Source organism: Roseococcus sp. (genome assembly GCF_965227005.1).
Classification (GTDB): domain Bacteria; phylum Pseudomonadota; class Alphaproteobacteria; order Acetobacterales; family Acetobacteraceae; genus Roseococcus.
Genome location: NZ_CBDDFJ010000021.1, coordinates 1 through 19,360, shown reverse-complemented (window position 1 = coordinate 19,360; position 19,360 = coordinate 1). Strand labels below are relative to the sequence as shown.

General features: G+C 65.5%; 7 protein-coding genes. All 7 read left to right on the top strand.

Translation table 11 applies throughout. The features are described from left to right. Positions 1-37: 37 nt before the first annotated feature. Positions 38-1,291 (top strand): N4-gp56 family major capsid protein, encoded by a 1,254-nt coding sequence (locus ACO057_RS11155; protein WP_421991635.1) that lies wholly within the window; start codon positions 38-40, stop codon positions 1,289-1,291. 81 nt (positions 1,292-1,372) lie between these two features. Further along, positions 1,373-2,026 carry a hypothetical protein gene (locus ACO057_RS11150; protein ID WP_421991633.1) on the top strand — a complete coding sequence of 218 codons (654 nt, stop codon included), beginning with the start codon at positions 1,373-1,375 and terminating at the stop codon, positions 2,024-2,026. Positions 2,027-2,114: 88 nt separating this feature from the next. Further along, a complete protein-coding gene (locus ACO057_RS11145) occupies positions 2,115-2,966 on the top strand; it encodes a hypothetical protein (protein WP_421991631.1) in 852 nt (283 codons plus the stop codon). Positions 2,967-2,972: 6 nt separating this feature from the next. After that, the gene (locus tag ACO057_RS11140) at positions 2,973-5,663 is read left to right on the top strand and encodes a hypothetical protein (RefSeq protein ID WP_421991629.1); all 2,691 of its coding nucleotides are present in this window, start codon (positions 2,973-2,975) and stop codon (positions 5,661-5,663) included. A gap of 18 nt (positions 5,664-5,681) precedes the next feature. Then, positions 5,682-6,167: a hypothetical protein gene (locus ACO057_RS11135; protein ID WP_421991627.1), complete on the top strand. Its 486-nt coding sequence runs from the start codon at positions 5,682-5,684 to the stop codon at positions 6,165-6,167. Between the two features lie 12 nt (positions 6,168-6,179). Further along, the gene (locus ACO057_RS11130) at positions 6,180-8,606 is read left to right on the top strand and encodes a glucosaminidase domain-containing protein (protein WP_421991625.1); all 2,427 of its coding nucleotides are present in this window, start codon (positions 6,180-6,182) and stop codon (positions 8,604-8,606) included. A gap of 279 nt (positions 8,607-8,885) precedes the next feature. Next, positions 8,886-19,360, top strand: a 10,475-nt coding sequence (locus ACO057_RS11125) for a hypothetical protein (protein WP_421991623.1), incomplete at its 3' end; no start/stop codon positions are given.

The window sequence follows — 19,360 nt, the reverse complement described above, 5'->3', positions numbered from 1 at the left end:
GCAATCCCTCTTGGTTCCCCCGAAAGGAACAGCAGTCATGCTCAACTACAACTCGCCGGGTAGCACGCCGAGCGGCACCCGGTCCGACATCGACGCCACCAGCTCGAGCCAGATGAACACCTATCACTGGTTCAAGAACGCGATCATCACCGCGCGCAAGGAGCAGTATTTCATGCCCCTCGCCTCGGCGATCAACATGCCGAAGCACTACGGCAAGACCGTGAAGGTGTACGAGTACGTGCCGCTGCTCGACCAGCGGAACGTCAACTCGCAGGGCATCGACGCCGCCGGCGCCACGATCTCCGGCTCGGGCAACCTCTACGGCTCCAGCCGCGACATCGGCACGATCACCTCCAAGCTGCCGGTGCTGGGCGAGAACGGCGGCCGCGTGAACCGCGTGGGCTTCACCCGCCTGCAGCGCGAGGGGTCGATCCACAAGTTCGGCTTCTTCCACGAGTTCAACCAGGAGAGCATGGACTTCGACTCCGACGAAGGCCTGATGGACCACCTGAGCCGCGAGCTCATGTCGGGTGCCGTCCAGCTGACCGAGGCGGTGCTGCAGAAGGACATCCTGGCCGCGGCCGGCACGGTTCTCTACGCCGGCGCCGCGACGAGCCCGTCAACCGTTTCCGGTCAGATCGTGCCGGCGACCACGGGTGGCAGCCCGACCCCGGAAATCCCGGCGTCGATCGTCAGCTACAAGAACCTGATGCGTCTGGACCAGATCCTGACGGACAACCGCACGCCCAAGCAGACCACGGTGATCTCGGGCTCGCGCCTGATCGACACGAAGACCCTTCCGTCCGCGCGCGTCATGTTCGTGGGCTCCGAGCTGGTGCCGCTGCTGAAGGCCATGACCGACCTGTTCGGCAACAAGGCCTTCATCGCGGTCCAGCACTACGCCGACGCGGGCACGATCCTCAACGGGGAAATCGGCACGATCGACGCCTTCCGCATCGTCCAGGTGCCGGAGATGCTGAACTGGGCGGGTGCGGGTGCGCCGGCGACGGCCAACCCCGGCTTCCGGACGACCACGGTCAGCGGCACGGAGCGCTACGACGTGTTCCCGATGCTGGTCATCGGCGACGACAGCTTCTCGACGATCGGCTTCCAGACCGACGGCAAGACGCTGAAGTTCGCGGTCATGACGAAGATGCCCGGTCGCGAGACCGCGCATGCCGCCACCGATCCCTTCGGTGAGACCGGGTTCAGCTCGATCAAGTGGTACTACGGTATCCTGATCAAGCGCCCCGAGCGCATCGCGGTGGTGAAGACCGTCGCTCCGATCTGAGCCTAGCCAGGTCGAATGGGGGAGAGGGCAACCTCTCCCCCAACTCTTCTTCACCCCCACACACCTGACATCGAGAACCTCATGACCGACCAATCCAACGACGCCGGAGCTGCCTCCCCCGAGGAGCCGACCGCCGACGAGATGACCGTCCTCAAGGGCCGCGCCAAGATGATGGGCATCGCCTTCTCCAACAACATCGGCCTCGAGGCGCTGCGCGCGAAGGTGCTCGCCAAGCAGAACGAGGAGGAAGCCGCTCCCGAGCCGGAACCCGCCGTCACGCCCGAGATGGGCGCGGCCTGGGTGGAGGGCCTGATCGGCGCTGCGCCGGTTGCTCCCGCTGCCCCGGCCGTCCGCATGCCCACGCTGCGCGAGCACCTGATCAAGGAGGAGATGCGCCTGGTTCGCCTGCGGATCACCAACCTGGATCCGAAGAAGAAGGAGCTCCCCGGCGAGATCATCACGGTCGCCAATGAGCACCTCGGCACCGTGCGCAAGTACATCCCTTTCGGCGAGGTGACGGACGACGGCTACCACGTCCCCTACTGCCTCTACCGCATGCTCGAAGAGCGCAAGTTCCTCGACATCCGCACGCGCCGCGGCTCGAACGGCCAGCCCATCGTGTCGCAGCGCTGGGTGCGTGAGTTCTCCCTCGAGGTGCTGCCGCCGCTGACCCCGGAGGAGCTGCGGTCTCTTGCCGCGTCCCAGGCCGCCGCGGGTCTCTTCGCCGACGACTGAGGCCTGATCGCCTCGTCCAAGCAGCCGCCAGGTTCCGGACATCCGGCCTGGCGGCCTTTTGCGTAGAACCAGCCGAAGGACTCTTCCGATGAGCGGAACCATTGATCAGGCCCTCGTCGCCGCGGCGACCTCCACCGCGCCCTTCGTCACGCCCACGCTGCCGCTGAACGACCCGCTCCTGCAGGTGCCGGCGATCGTCAGCGACGAGATGTATGCCCACCTCAAGGGCCCCGAGCTGCCCGACCTCACCACGAAGGTCGTGAATGGCGCCGGCGCGTTCGACGGCATCATGGTCGCCCTGAAGGCGCATCTGCGCGAGGAGTTCGAGAAGAACCGCATCACCGGGGCCGAGTACACCAAGGCATATCTTGAGACCGTGCAGATGGGCCTCAGCGGCGCCATCCAGTTCCTCCTCGGCAAGGAGCAGGCCTTCTGGCAGGCTCAGCGCGCGCAGATCGACGCCGTCGCCGGTCGAGTGGAGCTCGAGACCAAGCGCGTGCAGCTCAACCGTGCCCAGCTCGATGCGATGGCTGCCCAGTTCACCCTGAGCCAGCTGCTCCCCAAGCAGCGGGATCTCCTGGTGGCGCAAATCGCTGGCGCCACGCTCGACAACCAGATCAAGACCTACAACGTCAGCTACATCCTGCCGGCCCAGCGCACGCTGCTCCTCGAGCAGGGTGAAGCGCAGCGCGGCCAGACTTCGGACTACCGCAGCGACGGGTCGATGGTGGCCGGCGTCATGGGCTCGCAAAAGGCGCTCTATGCTCAGCAGGTTGTCTCCTACAAGCGGGACGGCCAGCTCAAGGTGGCCAAGCTCTTCGCCGATGCGTGGACGATCCAGAAGACCGTGGACGAAGGTCTCGATCCGCCGGCAAACTTCACCAACGACCAGGTGAACTCCGTGATGGGTGTGCTGCGCAACGTCAACGAGCTGGGTTGATGCGCCGTGGGCCTCTTCAGCAGCAAGAAGACGATCACGGTCTCGTCGGTCGTCTATAACCTGGCAGGCGACATCAACCTGCGGCCTGACTTCCTGAAGACGGTCGCGCAGGGCTACATCCTCGTGCCGAAGGGGAACAGCTTCTCGGAGGAGCTCTCCTACGACTACCTGAACGGGCCGGGTATGAAGCTGCGGTCCTTCGCGCGGTGGGCACGCACGTCCGGCTACAGCACCTCCCTGGGACTGTCGGCGGGCCAGCTGAACCTCTCGGTGGATGTGGACGTCGGGATCCTTACGTCGCAGCTGCCGGTGAGTCCCGGCGCGACCATCCAGGTGCTGGCTGCCACGATAGGGAGCGCGGATTACAGCCGCTGGGCCGACCAGTTCATGCTGGCCAACTTCCCCGATGAGATCGACACGGCCTTCACCACGGACTTCGACGAGGGCAGCGCGATCATCACCATCCACCGGCTTGGCGGATCGGTGCATACCTTCTCTCCGGTGGGCTTCCTCGCCGGGGCGCAGTACCTCTACGCCTCCTACTTCGAGACCACCGGCGGCGAGCTGGGCCCGACCACCTTCGGACCGCTCATCTCCCTTGGCTCGACCGGATCGTTCCCCAGTACCGCGGGCTGGTCCAACCTCTCTTCGGTGACGACGCCGCTATCAGCGACGTTGAACACCACCTCGACGGCGGTGAGCACCTATTCCGATGGGCGTCCGGACGAGACAGTGGTGACGCCGACGAACACGCTGACGCCCTACAACAACATCGCCAGCTCCTGGGAGCGCACCACCTTCCTTGGAACGGGTGGGGGCGGTGGTGGGGCTGGTTCGACCCAATCGCGCTACGATGTCCAGTACCGGAACACGGTCGGAGTGGTGGGCAGCACCACGACCTCGAGCACGGTCACGACGACGATCGCCGGTGTCACCAAGACGACGGTCACCACAACCGTGACGGAGGCGCTCTCCTTCACGCGCAGCTACCACACCGACTCCCGCATCGACACGGTGAAGGCCTGGGGCCCCGGCCAGATGCTGATCTACCGGCAGGGCTCGGGCAACGGCGCGCTCGACAGCCTCTTCCGGACGTCCAGCAACACCGGCGAGTTCTTCCCCTGTATCCCGATCTACCTCAACTCCGTCTGGGTCGAACCCGGCACGGTCTGGGATGGCACGGCGAAGAGCAACGTGAAGGCGGTCAAGCGAGCCATGGGCGCGAGCTACACCGAGCTCGTGCAGAAGGTGAAGGACAACCCGAACGTCCGAGACCTCGACTACGTCTATGTCAGCTTCGGCGTCGCCTTGAACACCAAGGAAAACGCCGGCAAGCGCTACATCTACGAGTTCTTCCAGGAGATCATGGTCGGCCAGGATCTCACCGGCGCGGGCTACGACGCCTGGTGGACGAACTACAACGTCATCCGGCCGCAGGTGGACACCTGGAACGCCTGGCGCGCGGCGCAGGACGATAGCGCCAACCCGCTCTTCGGGACGCCCGAGCCGCCGCTGCCGACCTTCGTCGAGCCTCCCTCTGGCTCGATCCGGCATGCCTCGAATGGCGGCGTCAACTACGACATGACGGTGAATTGGAGCTCGATCAAGGAGACGATCCACTCGGGCCAAGCCTGGGGCGGGGCTCGCGCAGGCGAGCTGCAGATCACCACGGCCGCCGGCGACGACGCCTCGGGCTGGAGCTGGAACGGGACCGGGGGCACGATCTTCGATCAGCTCGACCTGGGGATCACGCGCATCCAGTGGCAGGAGGACGCCGACACCTGGCGCCGGCTGGAGATCCGCGGCCTCAACCACGTCAACATGGTTTACGCCGGCAAGAGCGTGAACATCAGCGCGGCCGAGGCTCTGGGGAACAGCGAGGAGTCGGGGTTCCTGATCCCGCTGCACGAGGGCATCTACAAGCGGATGCCGCTCATCCACAGCACGCAGCTCAGTACGAGCTGCTGCTATCTGGTCTTCAACTGCTACCAGATCGTGAAGCAGAAGTGGTATCAGACCGCCTGGTTCAAGATCCTGCTGGTCGTCGTCATCATCGTGATCACCGTCGTCACGGGTGGAGCGGGTGCAGGGTCGGTCGGACTGCTCGGCGCGAACGGCGCAGTGGGTGCTTCCCTGGGCTTCAGCGGCATTGTGGCCACGGTTGTCGGTGCGGTCGCAAATGCAGTGGCCGCTATGTTGGTCGTCCAGATCATCACGCGCGTCTCGACCGCCATCTTCGGTGACAAGATCGGGGCGATCATCGGTGCGGTCGCCAGCGTCGTCGCCATTCAGGTCGGCACGGCCATCATGTCCGGAGGGCTCAGCAGCGTCACGGCCAGTTTCGGCGACCTGATGCGCGCAGACAACCTGATGAAACTCTCCATCGCAGCAGGCAACGGGTATAGCGCATACCTCCGTGCCGACACGCAGGAGATGATCACCGCTGGTCAAGCGGAGTTGCGCGCATTGAGCGACCAATCCAAGGAACTCTCGGCCAAGTTTGAGCAAGAGTTTGGGGCAGGTCATGAGATAACGATGCAGCAAGTGCTCCTCAACTCCCAGAACCCTGGAGTGCAAGAGTCCTTGGACAGCTTCCTGGGGCGAACCCTGATGACTGGGGACGACATTGCCGACCTCTCTCTCGGTATGGTTTCCAGTTTCACGGACATCACCCTGCAGACCGAACCTCCTACCTGAGAACAAGGGATCTTCATCATGGGTGAGACCATTACTCCCACGCCCTACACGGCCGATCAGGTCGGCTTCCAGGGACTGGGCCCCGTCATGGGGAACAGCGGTTATGCCGGCGGCATGAACCTGGGATCCATTGGCCGCACGCTCGGCTTCAATGGGGCAACCCCGCCTGGAAGCAGCTTCTCCCTGGGTGGTAATCCCGGTGATGGAACCGCAGCAGGGGCAGTGGCTGGGGCGGGAGGCGGCTTCGGTCTCAACGTGCCCACGGCGCAGCTGGCTCTCGGTGGCCTTGGCACGCTCTCCAACCTCTGGAATGGCTTCCAGGCGAATAGCCTGGCGCGAGACCAGCTAGGTTTCATGAAGACGATCGGCAATGCGAACCTCAACAACCAGATCAAGACGCTAAACACGCGCCTCGAGGATCGGGCCAAGTCGCGCGGTGTCGCCGAGGGTCAGAGCCAGGGGCAGATTGATGACTACATCGCCCGCAACCGGCTGAGCCGATAAGGGAGCACGACCATGGCCAATCCGATCACCTGGCAGAACGTCGCTGCCCCCGACTTCCGCGGCTCGCTGGAAGGGCTACGTATCGCCGGCAATTCATTCGACCGTGCCTTCTCGGGTATGGGTGACGCGCTCACCAAGTTCGACACCGGCCGCCACGACGAGGCCGCCTCGGCGCTCATCAACAACTCGCTGAATTATGGTACTCCCGAGGAGTTGCGGGCAGCCCAAGCTTCCGGCGCGCTCTTCAATGGCGTGAACCGGGGTCTCATCAATCCGGCGGCCGCGACCGCGCTCGACAACCGCGCGACCTCATTGCTCAACCAGGCCACGGGTCAGCAGCAGCTCGACCAGCGCCGGGCAATGGCGCCTCTGGATCAGCAGTTCCGCGAGGGGCAGGTCCGTGGGCAGACCCAGGACTTTGATCAGAGTGCGGCGCGGTTCCCTGTGGAACAGGAGGGACGTCTCCTCGGAAATGCCGCGGGCCGCCTGAGCCTGACGAACGGTGTCGAGGCGCGCAACACCAGGCTCGAGACCGAGGCGGATGTCCGCAATGGCCGGGCCCTGTCGCAGTCCCTTGAGAGCGCGCCCGACGCAACGACGGCCTTCGCCCTACTCGACCAGAACCGGAATATCTCGGACGGTGCGCGTGAGGCGGCCCAGGCTCGCCTTGCCGCGCGCTGGGGTGTGTCGCCGCAGCAGGTCCGCACCGCGCCGGGCTACGCCGAGATCCTGTCCTCGCTCCCTGCTGCGCCGCCTGGTGCTGCTTCCGCCACGCCGGTGCGTTCGACGACACCCTTCACCCCTGGTTCTTTCTATCAGCATCTTCGGGGTGCCGACGGCAACGCGCCGACGGAGATCCAGCGTCGCACGCGCACGGACGCCCAGTTCTCGCAGGAGTTCGGGCCGGCTGCAGAAATGGTGGCGCGGCGCCTGGGCACGTCGCCCGAGGCGGTGCTCGCGCATTGGTCCCTCGAGACGCACAATGGGTCGAAGTTCGCCGGCCGCAACAATCTCGGCAACATGACGGCGCTCGCGAGCCAGGATGCGACGGAGGGCGGCGATCGGGATGCGAACGGCACTCCCATCCGGCAGCGCTTCCTGAACTTCAGCTCGCCCGAGGAGTTCGCCAATCGGTACGCCTCCTGGGTCGAACGCCGGCCGGAGGTGGCTGCGCGCATTCGAGGAACCGACGCCCAGGGCTTCGCGGCTGGGCTGCAGAGTGGTGGGTATGCAACGAGTCCGACCTTCGTCAGCTCCGTGTCCGATCGGGCCGGCAGTTTTCAGCCGAGTGGCGCCGCTGCTCGCACGGGTGGGTCGGACTTTGCCGGGCCTGGTGCTCCCCCGTCGCCCGCACCTGTTGGGGCTGGGCCGGCTCTTGCCGCAGCTGCTGGCGCAGATCGACGGCCGACTTCGGCGAACCCGAACTATCGCCCCGATGCAGCTCCCCCGGCCCAGACCGATGGGCCGGCGCCGGCTGGCACGGCAGCCGCAGCTCCTGGTCAGCCTGGTTCCATGCCGAGTCATCTCATCGCGGCGGCCCTACAGACCCCGGCGGACTTCCGCGTCGCGGAGCGGGCACGCACGACAGAGGTGTCCGCCATACTTAACCGGGTGACCGAGCGCCAGGCCGAGGACATCACGCCGGGCATCGCCGCGGACTATGCGGAACTGGCAGCGGCGCCGTCGAGCCGGGAAGCGGTCCTCACCGGCCTGCGAGCTCAGGGTCAGCGCTTCGCCTCGGCGCCGGAAGCGCAGATCAACACCGAGCTCCAGCGCATTGTGCAAGAGCTGCCCACGCGCAACTACGCGCTGGCCGGCCGACTGCTTCGTGAGTACGGGACGGCAAGTCCCTCTGGCCCGATCGGTCGCTTCTTCGGCAGTCCCGAGTTCTCGATGAACCGCGACGGCCTGAACCAGGAGATCGCGGCCATCCGGGCGAATACGCGCCGCGATGGTTCGCTGATCAACAGCAACCGCTCGTCGGTGGCCAACACCCTGAACACGGCCAACGAAGCGGTTGGAGCGGCGAGCCAGGCTCTCGAGCAGGCGCGTGCTCGAGCAGCTGCTATCCCCGGCGCTGATCGGTATGTCCCGGTGATGGAGGCCCGCTACAACGCAGCTGCGGCCGCCCTTCAGCGCGCGGTCACCGCAGCCGAGCGGCCCGCGAACCGGCCGAACTACACACCCTCCCCGCCGGCGGGTGGGAACCAGACGGGCAGCAAGATCGGCTCGAAGCTCGAGGATATGATCGCCGTCGGTGTGCCGCGTGCGCCCAGCGATCCGAACATCCCCGATAGTTTCGACTACGGGCGAGACTACGGGCCGGGCATTCCGATCCCCGGCCGCTCGAGCCCGGCAGCGGTGCCGCCGGCGAGCGCCGCAGTTGCTGCGCGGATACGTGCTGCTCGCGAAGCACGGGACCGGCCTCTGGGGTTCTGAGGCTTCCTCCTTCTTATATTTGAGAGAATAGAGACAATACTAGGACGTATAGGAGGGCCGTGCAGTCGCACGGTCCTTCTGTTTACTGGTCCCGAACAGTAAGTTGCCCGGCAACTCCCACAGTTTGCCGAGGTACATATGTCGTTCAGCGCCAGCGATATTCTCCGTGATGCTGCTTCGGCACCTGTTTCGGTCGCGGTCGAGAAGCAAGCAGAGGTAGAGTCGGCCTCGGCCGCCATTCGCCAGGAGCTGGGAGGGATCAACTTCCGCAATGCCGCGGTGTCGCGCATCACGGGCGCGGGTGTCACCTCTGCTCCGGCTGCTGAGCAGGATCTCGCGACCAGCTCCTACGACGATGTGACCGACCCGGACGCGCGGGCGAACCTGATCTCCGCGGAGAACGCCTATCGCCGCGATCTCTCTGGCTCGCGCACGACGGGCCAGGCCCTGGGTGACACCGCCATCGACGTCGGCTCGGGGCTCATGGGCGGCCTGGGCGGTGTCGTCTCGCTTGGCGCGGGGCTCCTCAACAACGAGGCCGGTGTCGCCGTGGCGCGTGGTGTGCGCGAAGGGACCAACTGGCTGGCCGGGAACCAGTCCGAGGATCTTCAGGCGCGGCGCCGGGCCTTCGAGAGCCGCAATGAACTTGCCACGCGGGACAATGCGCTCCTCGAGTCCCGTGAAGCCCCGAACGACAACTCGGACGGCCTCATCGCCGGCGGTCGCCGCATTCTCCGTGACGCGCGGGACGTGGGCCTCAGCGCCCTGTCCGATCCGACCGTTGCCTCGAGCGTCATCGCGAATGCCGTCGGCTCCTTTGGTTCAGCTGGCGCGGTGGGCAAGGGTCTTCAGGTGCTCGGCCGGGCAGCTCCTATTCTGGCTCGGAACGCGGGAACCCTTGGCATCGGCCTGACGGAAGCCGCCGGCGCTCATCAGCAGACCGCGGCCGAGATCTCCGACATGACGGAGTCCCAGCTGCAGGCGAACTCCCCGGCCTACCGCGCGCTGCGGGATAGCGGCATGGGCCACACCGAGGCGCGCAACGCGATCGCGAACAACACGGGCCTGGCCGCAGCGGCGATCACCGCGCCTGCGGCTCTGGCGGCCGGTCGCCTGGTGGAACGCTTCCAGATGAACCCGATGCGGGTGCCCAACCTGATGACGGGCCTGGGGAACATCGGCAAGGAGATGGTCGAGGAGGCGCTGCAGGGCGGTGCCGGCCAGATCTCCCAGAACCTCGCGACGCAGATGATCGCCGACCAGTCTCGCTCCCTGGCTCAGGGTGTCGGCGAGCAGGTGTCCTTGGGTGCGCTCGGCGGCTTCGGTGCCGCGGGGGCAATGCAGGCGCCGGGCATCGCGCGAGAAGGCCTGGCTTCGGGTGCCCGTGCTGTCGGCCGCGCCGCTGTCCGCCGGGTGGATGCCCTGCTGGCTAGTAACGAGAACAGCTCGCCGGTCTCCGATGCTGCGACGCGCGAAGCCACGAACCAGGTGGTCACCCAGCTGCAGGCCCCCGAGACGATCCCGGAGATCCGCCAGGCCATCGAGCAGGCGCCGAACGCGACGCCGGCGAGCGTGGAGAAGGGCAACACCCTCGTGGATCGGCTGCAGGGTGCGCTGCTCTACAACCACCAGGAGCTCGTGGACACCGGCGCTCCGGCTTCGGTGGTCTCCCTGGGCGATGGCTCGACCGACAAACTGGACCTCATCGAGCGGCTGCACGGCATGCTCGAGGGCGGGGCAGCGCAGGGGAACCAGGTCTCCCAGGAGGATCGGCTCTTCGCCGCGCAGCTCATGGTGGGCGTGCAGGACGAGATCGCCCAGCTCAGCTTCACCAATCCGGCCGACCTGCAGCTCGAGAAGGGCACGCCGGGCAAGGAGATGGTGGACCGCTTCCTCGGCCTGGTCACCCAGACGCGCTCGAGCCCAGGCTTCCAGCGCGCGGTGCAGCTCGGTGAGCAGATGCTGACCCAGGCCCAGGAGAAGGGCGAGCTCACCCAGGACATCACGCCCGAGAACCTGGACACGGCTGAGGGTCAGCGTCAGGCGCAGGTGGCTGCGGCCGCGGCGATCGTCGATCCCGAGCATGCGAACATCAAGACCGTCGTGCAGATGCTGGCCCATTCGGTCACTCCGTCGGACGGAGCAGCACCTCGGCTGAAGATCACGCCGGCTCAGCGCAACTCTCTGCTGGCTGTAAAGGCGCTCCTCGAGGGGAACCAGCGCGCAGTGGACCGCCATGACGCGCTCGGTCACAGCAAGCCGCTGGATCGCGTGTCGAAGGGCATCCTCACCGACGAGAAGACCCACTCCGGTGCGCCTGTCTCCGCCTTGAGCCAGGCCAAGGCGGTTGCTGCGGCCATGCGTGCGGGTGATGTGCCCCAGGCCAAGCGTGAGCTGCGGATGCTGCAGCTGCTCGTGAAGCACATGAAGAACAAGGTGGGCGCCTTCAACCAGCACTTCGAGCAGGGTGGTGGGCGTAATGTCCCCTACGAGGCGCTCAGCCTGTTCCGCAAGGGTGTGCAGGAGAACAACTGGTACACCAATGCCAGCGGCCACGCCGTCCACCCGACCAACGCCAACTCCATCGAGATGGCCCAGCGCACGGCGATCGAGGCGCAGCGCCTGGTGGACATCTACAACGGCCTTCGCGAGGGCTTCCCCGATCTCGGTGGAGCGCCGGCGCTCGACGTGAAGCTGAACCCGCTGCTCGAGGGCAAGCCGGCGACGGTCGCCGCGGAGTTCCAGTCGGGCAAGCGCGTGCGTCCCCTGCAGGGTTCTGCTCCTGCGGCGAAGCCGGCAGAATCTTCTGCTGCTCCGACTGTGCCTCCGCAGGGTGTGCCGCCAGAACCAACCGGGAACGCGGCTGACCCGGATCTGGAAGCTCGCCTCGATAAGCTGAAGGTCGAGAAGGAGAACCTATACAAGCTCGCTGATCGTCGAGGTGGTTTCTCTAAGCTGAAGCCCGATGAGAAGAAGCTCTTCGATGCTCTACGGGATATTCTTCAGGATCCAGGGAACCAGCAAGAAGCTGATGCCCTGATCGCCGGTGTCGAATATGTGGCTTCCAACGGGCGGCTCGACATCGTTGAGACGGTGCTCGCGCACATGGAGGACTCCGCCAAGACGGCCTCCAAGGCCCAGATGGAGAGCGGAGATGCGGTCCTGGTAAAGGCTGCGAAGGATATTCGCGCCAATTACCAGGAGATGGCGAGCCGCATTCAGGCGATCGTTAAGGCCACGAATAAGGCCGAGCCAACCGAGGAAGAAGACGACGCGGCTGAGACCAAGGCCGAGCCCACGACGATCGACGAGGCCTTCCCGAACCTCCTTGGCTCGGCGGAAGGGACCACCGTCGTCAACCAGCTGAAGCGCGCCTTCAAGCTGCCGAAGGAGAAGCTGAGCCGGCTTATGGGTGCGAAGTCCCCTCTCACCCTGCTTCGCGGTGCGCTGACCTCGCCCGAAGCGCTGGCTGAGTTCCTCGCTGGCAAGGGCAACCGCCGCACGATCACGCCGGACATGGCTTCCGCCTATCAGGACCACCTGGCTCTCGCGCCGAAGATCCTCGCCACGATGCAGAGCAACCTCGATGCCTTCTTCCAGACGGAGAAGCGCTTCAAGGGTGATGTGGCGAACCTCGAGAAGGATGCTCGCTTCACCTCCTTCCCGAACATGAAGCTGCTCAACATCACCGAGATCGTGGACGGCAAGCTGGTGCTGAACCAGGAGCTCGCGGAGTCCGCGGTACTCGCCGGTCTGCAGTGGCTGCTCACCGGGCAGCAGATGGGCGGCCGCATTCTGGACGAGGAGGATCTGAAGGACATCGTCGGCCTGCCCGAGGACCAGATGACGGGCCTGGGCGACGTGCTCAACCACCTCAACAGCACGCTCTCGCTGTCCGAGGGCACGGGCGCGTTGCGCGACAAGATCGTCAGCTTCTGGGGCCTGCGCGGCGATCGCACGGTGGACGATGCGCTGGTGCGTGGCATCCCCGAGGCGGTGGCCAAGGAGGTCATTCGCGCCATGGTCGAGCACGATCTGCTCGTGCCCTCGGTCGTGACGGTGGCGAAGACCACGGACCAGGACACGGCTGAGCTGGTCGCCGCGGTCATTGAGGAGGGTAGCGATCCCAAGGAGATGAAGCTGCTCGGCGACGACGAGGCGAAGGCCGTGGCCCAGTGGGAGCTGCTGCAGGCGCACCGCAAGGCGCACAAGTCCGCCGGTGTCACGAGCTACACCCGCCTCACGCTTCCCGATCTCCGGGCCCAGGACGAGAGCCAGGCGGACAGCGCGATGACGCAGGATCTGAGCCTCATCGAGCGTGTGGTCCTGACGCAGCCGAAGGATGTCAACTACATCGGGCAGCTCGGCGAGGTGCCTCCTCTGGCTCCGACCCAGATGAACAACCCCATGGTGGATAACACCAAGGACGACCTGGCTCAGATGAAGGAGCATGCGAAGGTCGAGTTCAAGGTCAACGAGCCCCTGGTCGATCTCTTCACGGCGATGGACGAGATGGGCGCGGTGGAGCTGCTCGCCTTCGGGGATCTCGAGGGGAAGAGTCTCAACGCCAACCACCAGCAGTCCATGAAGGGCAAGAACCTCTCGATCCAGTCGGCCTTCATCCAGATGCGGACCTACGTCGAGGAGGCCAAGGCCGCTGCGGCGTCGTTGGGCGAGGAGACCAAGCTCTCCGACATCGCCTTCCACTTCGCCTTCAACGTGTCGAAGGTGGGTCGTCTGCAGATGCTGGGCCGCTACACCCCGCAGTCCAGCAAGCTGATGCGCGAGCTGCTGGTCGCGACCTGGGCGAACCTCGATCTGAGCGGCGCGAACCTCAAGCACACCCGTGCTTTCCAGCTGGCCATGGGCCAGGCGCTGGGCGTGAAGGTCCACGAGCTTCCCTATGCCGTCGCCTCCGAGAAGGCGGACGAACGCATCGACGCGCTGCGGCCGGTCATCAACCTCCTTGGCTCCTATCTGGACTCGCGCAAGCTGCCGATGAACGCGGTGAGCGTCATCAAGGAGACCTTCGCCGACGCCAAGATCGAGCTGAGCCCCATCGCAATCCATGCTCTCATGGAGTTCGCGCGCATGGAGCGGGCGGAAGACCTCACCAACTTCCGGACCGGCCTCTCTCTGGAAGCCGACGGCGTGACGAACGGCGTCATCAACGCCATCAACCTCATGTCCGTGGGCGAGTTCACCGAGCAGCAGGTGCTCAACATGGCCAAGGGTGGCCGGCTGATGAACGCCGACGGTCCCCAGACCATGAATGAGCAGCGTGCTGGCCGGCCCGGTGAGTTCCAGGGCGACGGCGCCGATATGTACCGGGTGGGCACGGACGGCTTCACCAGCTTCATGAAGATGCTGCGCAGCGGGCTCGAGCAGGATGCCTCTGGCTCCGACAAACGGGTCTCCTTCAAGGCGCAGCAGGTGCTCGGCCTGTTGGGCGCCCTCGAGGATCTCACCGAGATCATGTTCCCCGAGGGCTACGTCACCTTCGACGAGGAGAAGGGTGAGCTAGTCTTCGGCCGCGGCGTCATGAAGAACCCCATGACGATCTCGATCTACGGCTCGGGCAACGCAGGTATCGCGCAGAAGCTGGTCGGCATGATCGCCGAGACGCTCTACGAGCGCATGTCCAACGTCGCCGGTCGTGAGCGGGCGGGGCTGAACTCCGCGCTTCGCTTCGCGACCTTCGCCAATCTCTCCCAGGATGACGACGCGGCCGCGGCCACCTTCGACAGGTTCGTGACCGCCTTCAACACGCTGACGACGCGCACGGTCCACGTCTCGAAGGACGGGTCCATGTACACCAAGGAGCAGGAGAAGCCGGGCCGCCTGGTGCTCGATGCCAATCTGGATCCGACCAAGTTCACACTCTCGCCGCGGCAGCTCGCCAACCTCAAGCAGAACATGCTCGTGCTCTTCGTGGGTCCGATGGGTCAGGCGATCCAGCAGGCCCTGGGCAAGTCCGTCTTCGACGCTGGGCAGCTCATCATCAAGTCCACCCAGGCGATGGCGACCTTCGCTGAGGCTGCCTACGACCAGGCCGTCGAGTACCGTCTCGACCAGCTGAAGGAGTCCGATCCGACCCGCACGGAGGACAGCTACCTCTCGGCAAAGGAGCAGGAGGAGCTGCACAAGGACGTGCTTCGCCTGGCTCCGCTCATCACGACCGAGCACCAGGCCTTCTACCCCTCGGGCAAGATCAAGACCGACGACGATAAGCGGCAGTTCTCGACCGATCTACTGGGCCGCCAGAGTACGCCGGCCTTCCACTACGGCCCCGGCCCGGTGGGTGTCGCGGCCATGCCGGGCCTGAATATCGGCTTCGGCGACGGGCGCGCGATCCAGGCCGCTTTGACGACGGGCAAGTTCGGACGCAGCCTGGCCATCTTCGACGGCGTACATGGTCCTCTCGACACGATCGACGAGGACAGCCAGGCGCTGAACCAGGCGGTCCACACCAGCTGGCAGGGCAATCCCCTTGCCGCGCTCCAGAGGGCCTATGCCAGCTTCCTGGAAGCCTCGGTTGAGGAGTCGATCTCGGATAAAATGCGGGTGACCCTGTCGCGGATTTTCCGCGGAACGCTCGAGCCCAAGGATCTGATCCTCGACGAGGCATCGATCCGGCAGCGCATGGCCAACCTGGGTCAGACCCTGATCGAGAGCGCCGCCAGCGTCGAGGCGCGGCACAAGGCCATGGACACGGTGCAACAGAGCGTGGACCAGATGGCGGCCGCTGGCGCCCCCTTCCAGCTCGTTGGTGAGCGCCTGGTCGGTGACCATGCCACGATCGCGGCCGCCCTCGAAGTGAAGCGCCTGGCTCTCGAGCCCAAGCCGACCCCGGCGGCAACGACCGAACCAACTCCGGCCACCAAGAAGAAGGCCGCGCTGGGCCGCATCGACAAGGCCTCGGGCGCGCGAGTGATCGCCGGCCTGGCCCTGACCAAGGCCATGCAGGGCATCGGACCCGAGATCCTCGACCTGATCCGGCGCAGCCGCTCGATCTCGGGCTACACGGTGGTCCACGGCACGCTCGAGCAACTGCACGCCTACAGCCAGGCGAACGGCTACGAGCTCCCTGAGTTCGGCACCAACACGCGCGGCCTGACCTCGCCGAGCGAGAGCATCATCTACATCCTCAACCGGGGGAACCCGGACGCCGAGGTGGAGACGGTCATCCATGAGGTGATCCACGCCGCCACCTTCGAGAAGGTGCTCGAGATCTCCCAGCAGCTGCAGGACGGCACGACGCCGGCGACGGAAGCGGGCAAGGCGGTGCTGCGCCTGCGCGAGCTGATGAGCCAGTTCCTGAACCTGGACCCGAAGGAAATGACCGCCGCGGCGCAGCGTCCCTACCAGGATGCGGTGGATGCGATCCGCGGGCACCTGCAGACGAGCCAGGATGTCCCGACGCGCACGGCTCTGGCCCTCAACGAGTTCATGGCCTGGACCCTCTCCAACCGCAGTCTCGCGCGTCAGCTGAACCAGACCACGGCGAACCCCTTCGTGAAGCTGACGAAGGAGGCACTCGCCTGGATTAAGCGGGTGGTCTTCGGCCGTGTGGAGGTCTCTGAGCCGGGACAGCACATGTTCAGCCACATTCAGTTCAACACGGCGGTCATTGTCCGCAGCAACCCGACGCTGCAGCAGAACCGAGCGCGCCTGACCCTGGCTCATACATCCTCGGGTGTCGCGGACTCGCGTCTCACCGAGATCAAGGAAGCCTTCGATCGTGTTGTGGGCACGCATCTCGACGCCAACCCGACGAATAAGCCGGCGAACGAGGGTATCGTGCAGAAGGCCATCACGGTGGCGCATGACCATGCCCAGTCGGCGATGGACAACGGCTTCCAGCATATGAGCCAGCAGGCTCGCAGCACCTTCGTCTCGATCGTCACGGCGCTTGCCACCCAGGCGACCATCGACGGGCCGGCGCTGGCCGTGGCCCAGGCCCTCTACACGCACGTCCTAACCAACCACACCTTCCGCGATCTGATGGTCGATCCGAAGTCCACGGACCCGAACCAGGAGGCCAAGGCCGAGGCGCAGTGGGATCTCGTGATGGGGCAGGGCAGGGGTCTCACCACCGATGATCGCTTCGGCCGGTCGTCGCGGCTGCCGGTCTTCCTGGCTCTGGCCACGGTCGATGATGGCTTCCGCGCGGCGCTGTCGAAGATGGGTCTGCCCAAGGGCACCAAGAACAAGGAACGCGGCCTCGACGCGACGCTCGAGAACCAGGCCAGTGAGCTGCTGCTGAAGCTCTCGGCGCGCCTGTCCGGCACCTCGAAGAGCCGCAACGTGCAGGCCGCGGTGGATGCGCTGTCCAAGCAGATCCAGAAGACCAGCCTCGAAGAGCTCTCCCTCCTGGATCATGTGATGACGCCGGCGGGCTCGCTCGTGGACAAGACCAACGAGAAGGTGACCACGGGCCTGCAGGGGCTGGCAGCCAAGGCGAGCCGCGCCGCGGAGAAGGCCGAGCGGGCGAACTCCACCCGCTGGACCAAGGCCGTGACCGCTTTCGCGCACACGACCGAGGCGCTCGTGAACGAGAACCGCGCCGACAAGGTGGGTGTGGGCATCCTGCAGCTGATGAATGACGTGCAGGGCTGGACGCCGGTGCGTGAGCTGATCGGCGATCTCGTCGGTCGGGTGTCGAGCAACGCCGGCGTCTATGACCTGATCAAGAAGGTGCGCTCGATGGTCTCTCAGACCCGCCAGCGCTATCGCGAGGAGGTGCCGTCCACGATCGCGAAGAGCTTCAGCCGCAAGCTGACGAACCTCGAGTGGTCGGACCTCTTCCACGGCCTGGGCAAGACGGACCTGGCGGCGCTGGTCGGCAAGATGCCGATGAGCGAGGTTCTCAAGCTGTTCGGCAAGGGCAAGGAGTTGGGCCAGGCGATCGGACAGCTGGAGCGTGAGCTGGCGCCGCAGGCCGGCAAGGACTGGACACAGATGAACGAGAAGGCGAAGCAGCTCGCCCATCACATGAACACCGGCGTGACGGGCACCTTCCTGCTACGCAACGCCTCGGCCGTGTCGCAGCTCATGGGATTGGCCAGTGGCCGCCGGCCCGCTGCCTCCAAGAACCCGGCCTTCGTCGAGGGCATGGACCGGCTGATCTCGCTCTACGCTGTGCAGGGCCTGGACCAGTCCGTGCGGGACAGCGTGAGCTCTCTGGCTCAGGGGCAGGCCAAGGGCATGGAGTTCACGCTCGCCTACCTGGTGGGCCAGCGGAAGGACGAGATGGCCAAGGCCACCGGCCGCGCCGAGGTAAACCACTACAAGGGGAGCATCCCGAGCCTGCAGAAGCCGGGCTCGAGCCTGATCGTGGCGCCGGTCACGCAGCACGCCGAGCTGCTGGCGAAGAGCTATGTGAAGGTGGCCGACTACGCTGGGTCGGACCTGGATTACACCGGGCCGAACGCGGTGCCGCGCGCCTATTACATGGCCTCGGTGTCCGGACGCTCGCCCTTCAACCAGGGCATCCTGCAGAACGTCGTGCAGACGGCCTCCGGCGTCGAGATCGAGACGGGCTTCACCGAGGGGACGCTGGTCGCCGGCCGGGTGCTCAGCAAGAAGGGCGTGTTCCGGATCACCAAGGATCTCTTCGCCTACGGGGAGAGCTCGCCCAACAACGAGAACATGATGCCCATCTTCAACGAGGCGGGCCGGGTGGTCGCCTACGAGAAGGCGGTGGATCCCAAGATCGCGGCCAAGGTGGAGCGGGACACCCACCTGGCGCGCATGATCGGTGTGTGGCGCGGCCGGCAGGTGGAAGAGGGCTTCGCCACGGAGCAGAACCACATCTCGATCAACCAGATCCATGAGCAGTGGGTCGAGGACATGAAGACGCCGGCAACGAGCCGTAAGCACTACATCAACCTCCTGGATCCATATGAAGTGGGTAAAGATCCGGTATTGGCGGATGCTGTGGCCCTTCTATCGAAGGATACCAAGGACTACGCAGTCGGGAAGTTCGGGGAGGAGGCGTTCTATGTGCGCCGAGACATGCTCAACGACGTTCTCGGCTACCGGAACGCTTCGATAGGAGATGCCTGGACTGGGGTGACCCGGTGGGAGCCCAAGACGCAGGACGCGGTTCGGAAGCTGACGATGTCCGTGATGGGCAATAACGCCTACCGCTGGTTGGTGAACGCCGAGCGCGGGGTGCAGGGCGTGGTGAAGGATCTGAAGGTGCTGGTGGTGGTGAAGAGCGTGGTCGTGCCGGCCATGAACTTCGCCTCGAACATGCATCACCTGCTGATGACGGGCGTCCCGGTGATGGACATCGTCCGCGGCATGCCTCGCAAGCTGGTCGAGGTGCAGAGCTACACCACCAACCGGGCGCGAGAGGTCGAGCTTGAGGCGAACCTGCGCGTCGCGGAGCTCACGCCGGGCTCGACGGCCGCGAACGAGATCCGGGCCGAGATGCGCTCGATCGCCGATGCCAACCGGCGGCTGTCCATCTGGCCGCTGATCGAGGCCGGCGAGTTCACGGCCATCTCAGACGCCGGCATCAGCCGCGACGAGATCCTGCTCACCTCGGGCAAGCTCAGCGAGTACATCGAGAAGAAGGTCAGCGAGTTGCCGGGCCCCTTCGAGACCCTGGCTCGCTACGGTATGATCACCCGCGACACAGCACTCTTCCAGGGCCTGCAGAAGGCCGTGGACTATGGCGACTTCCTGGCCAAGGCGATGCTCTACGACCACCTGACCAAGAAGAAGGGGGAGAGCCAGGAGCTTGC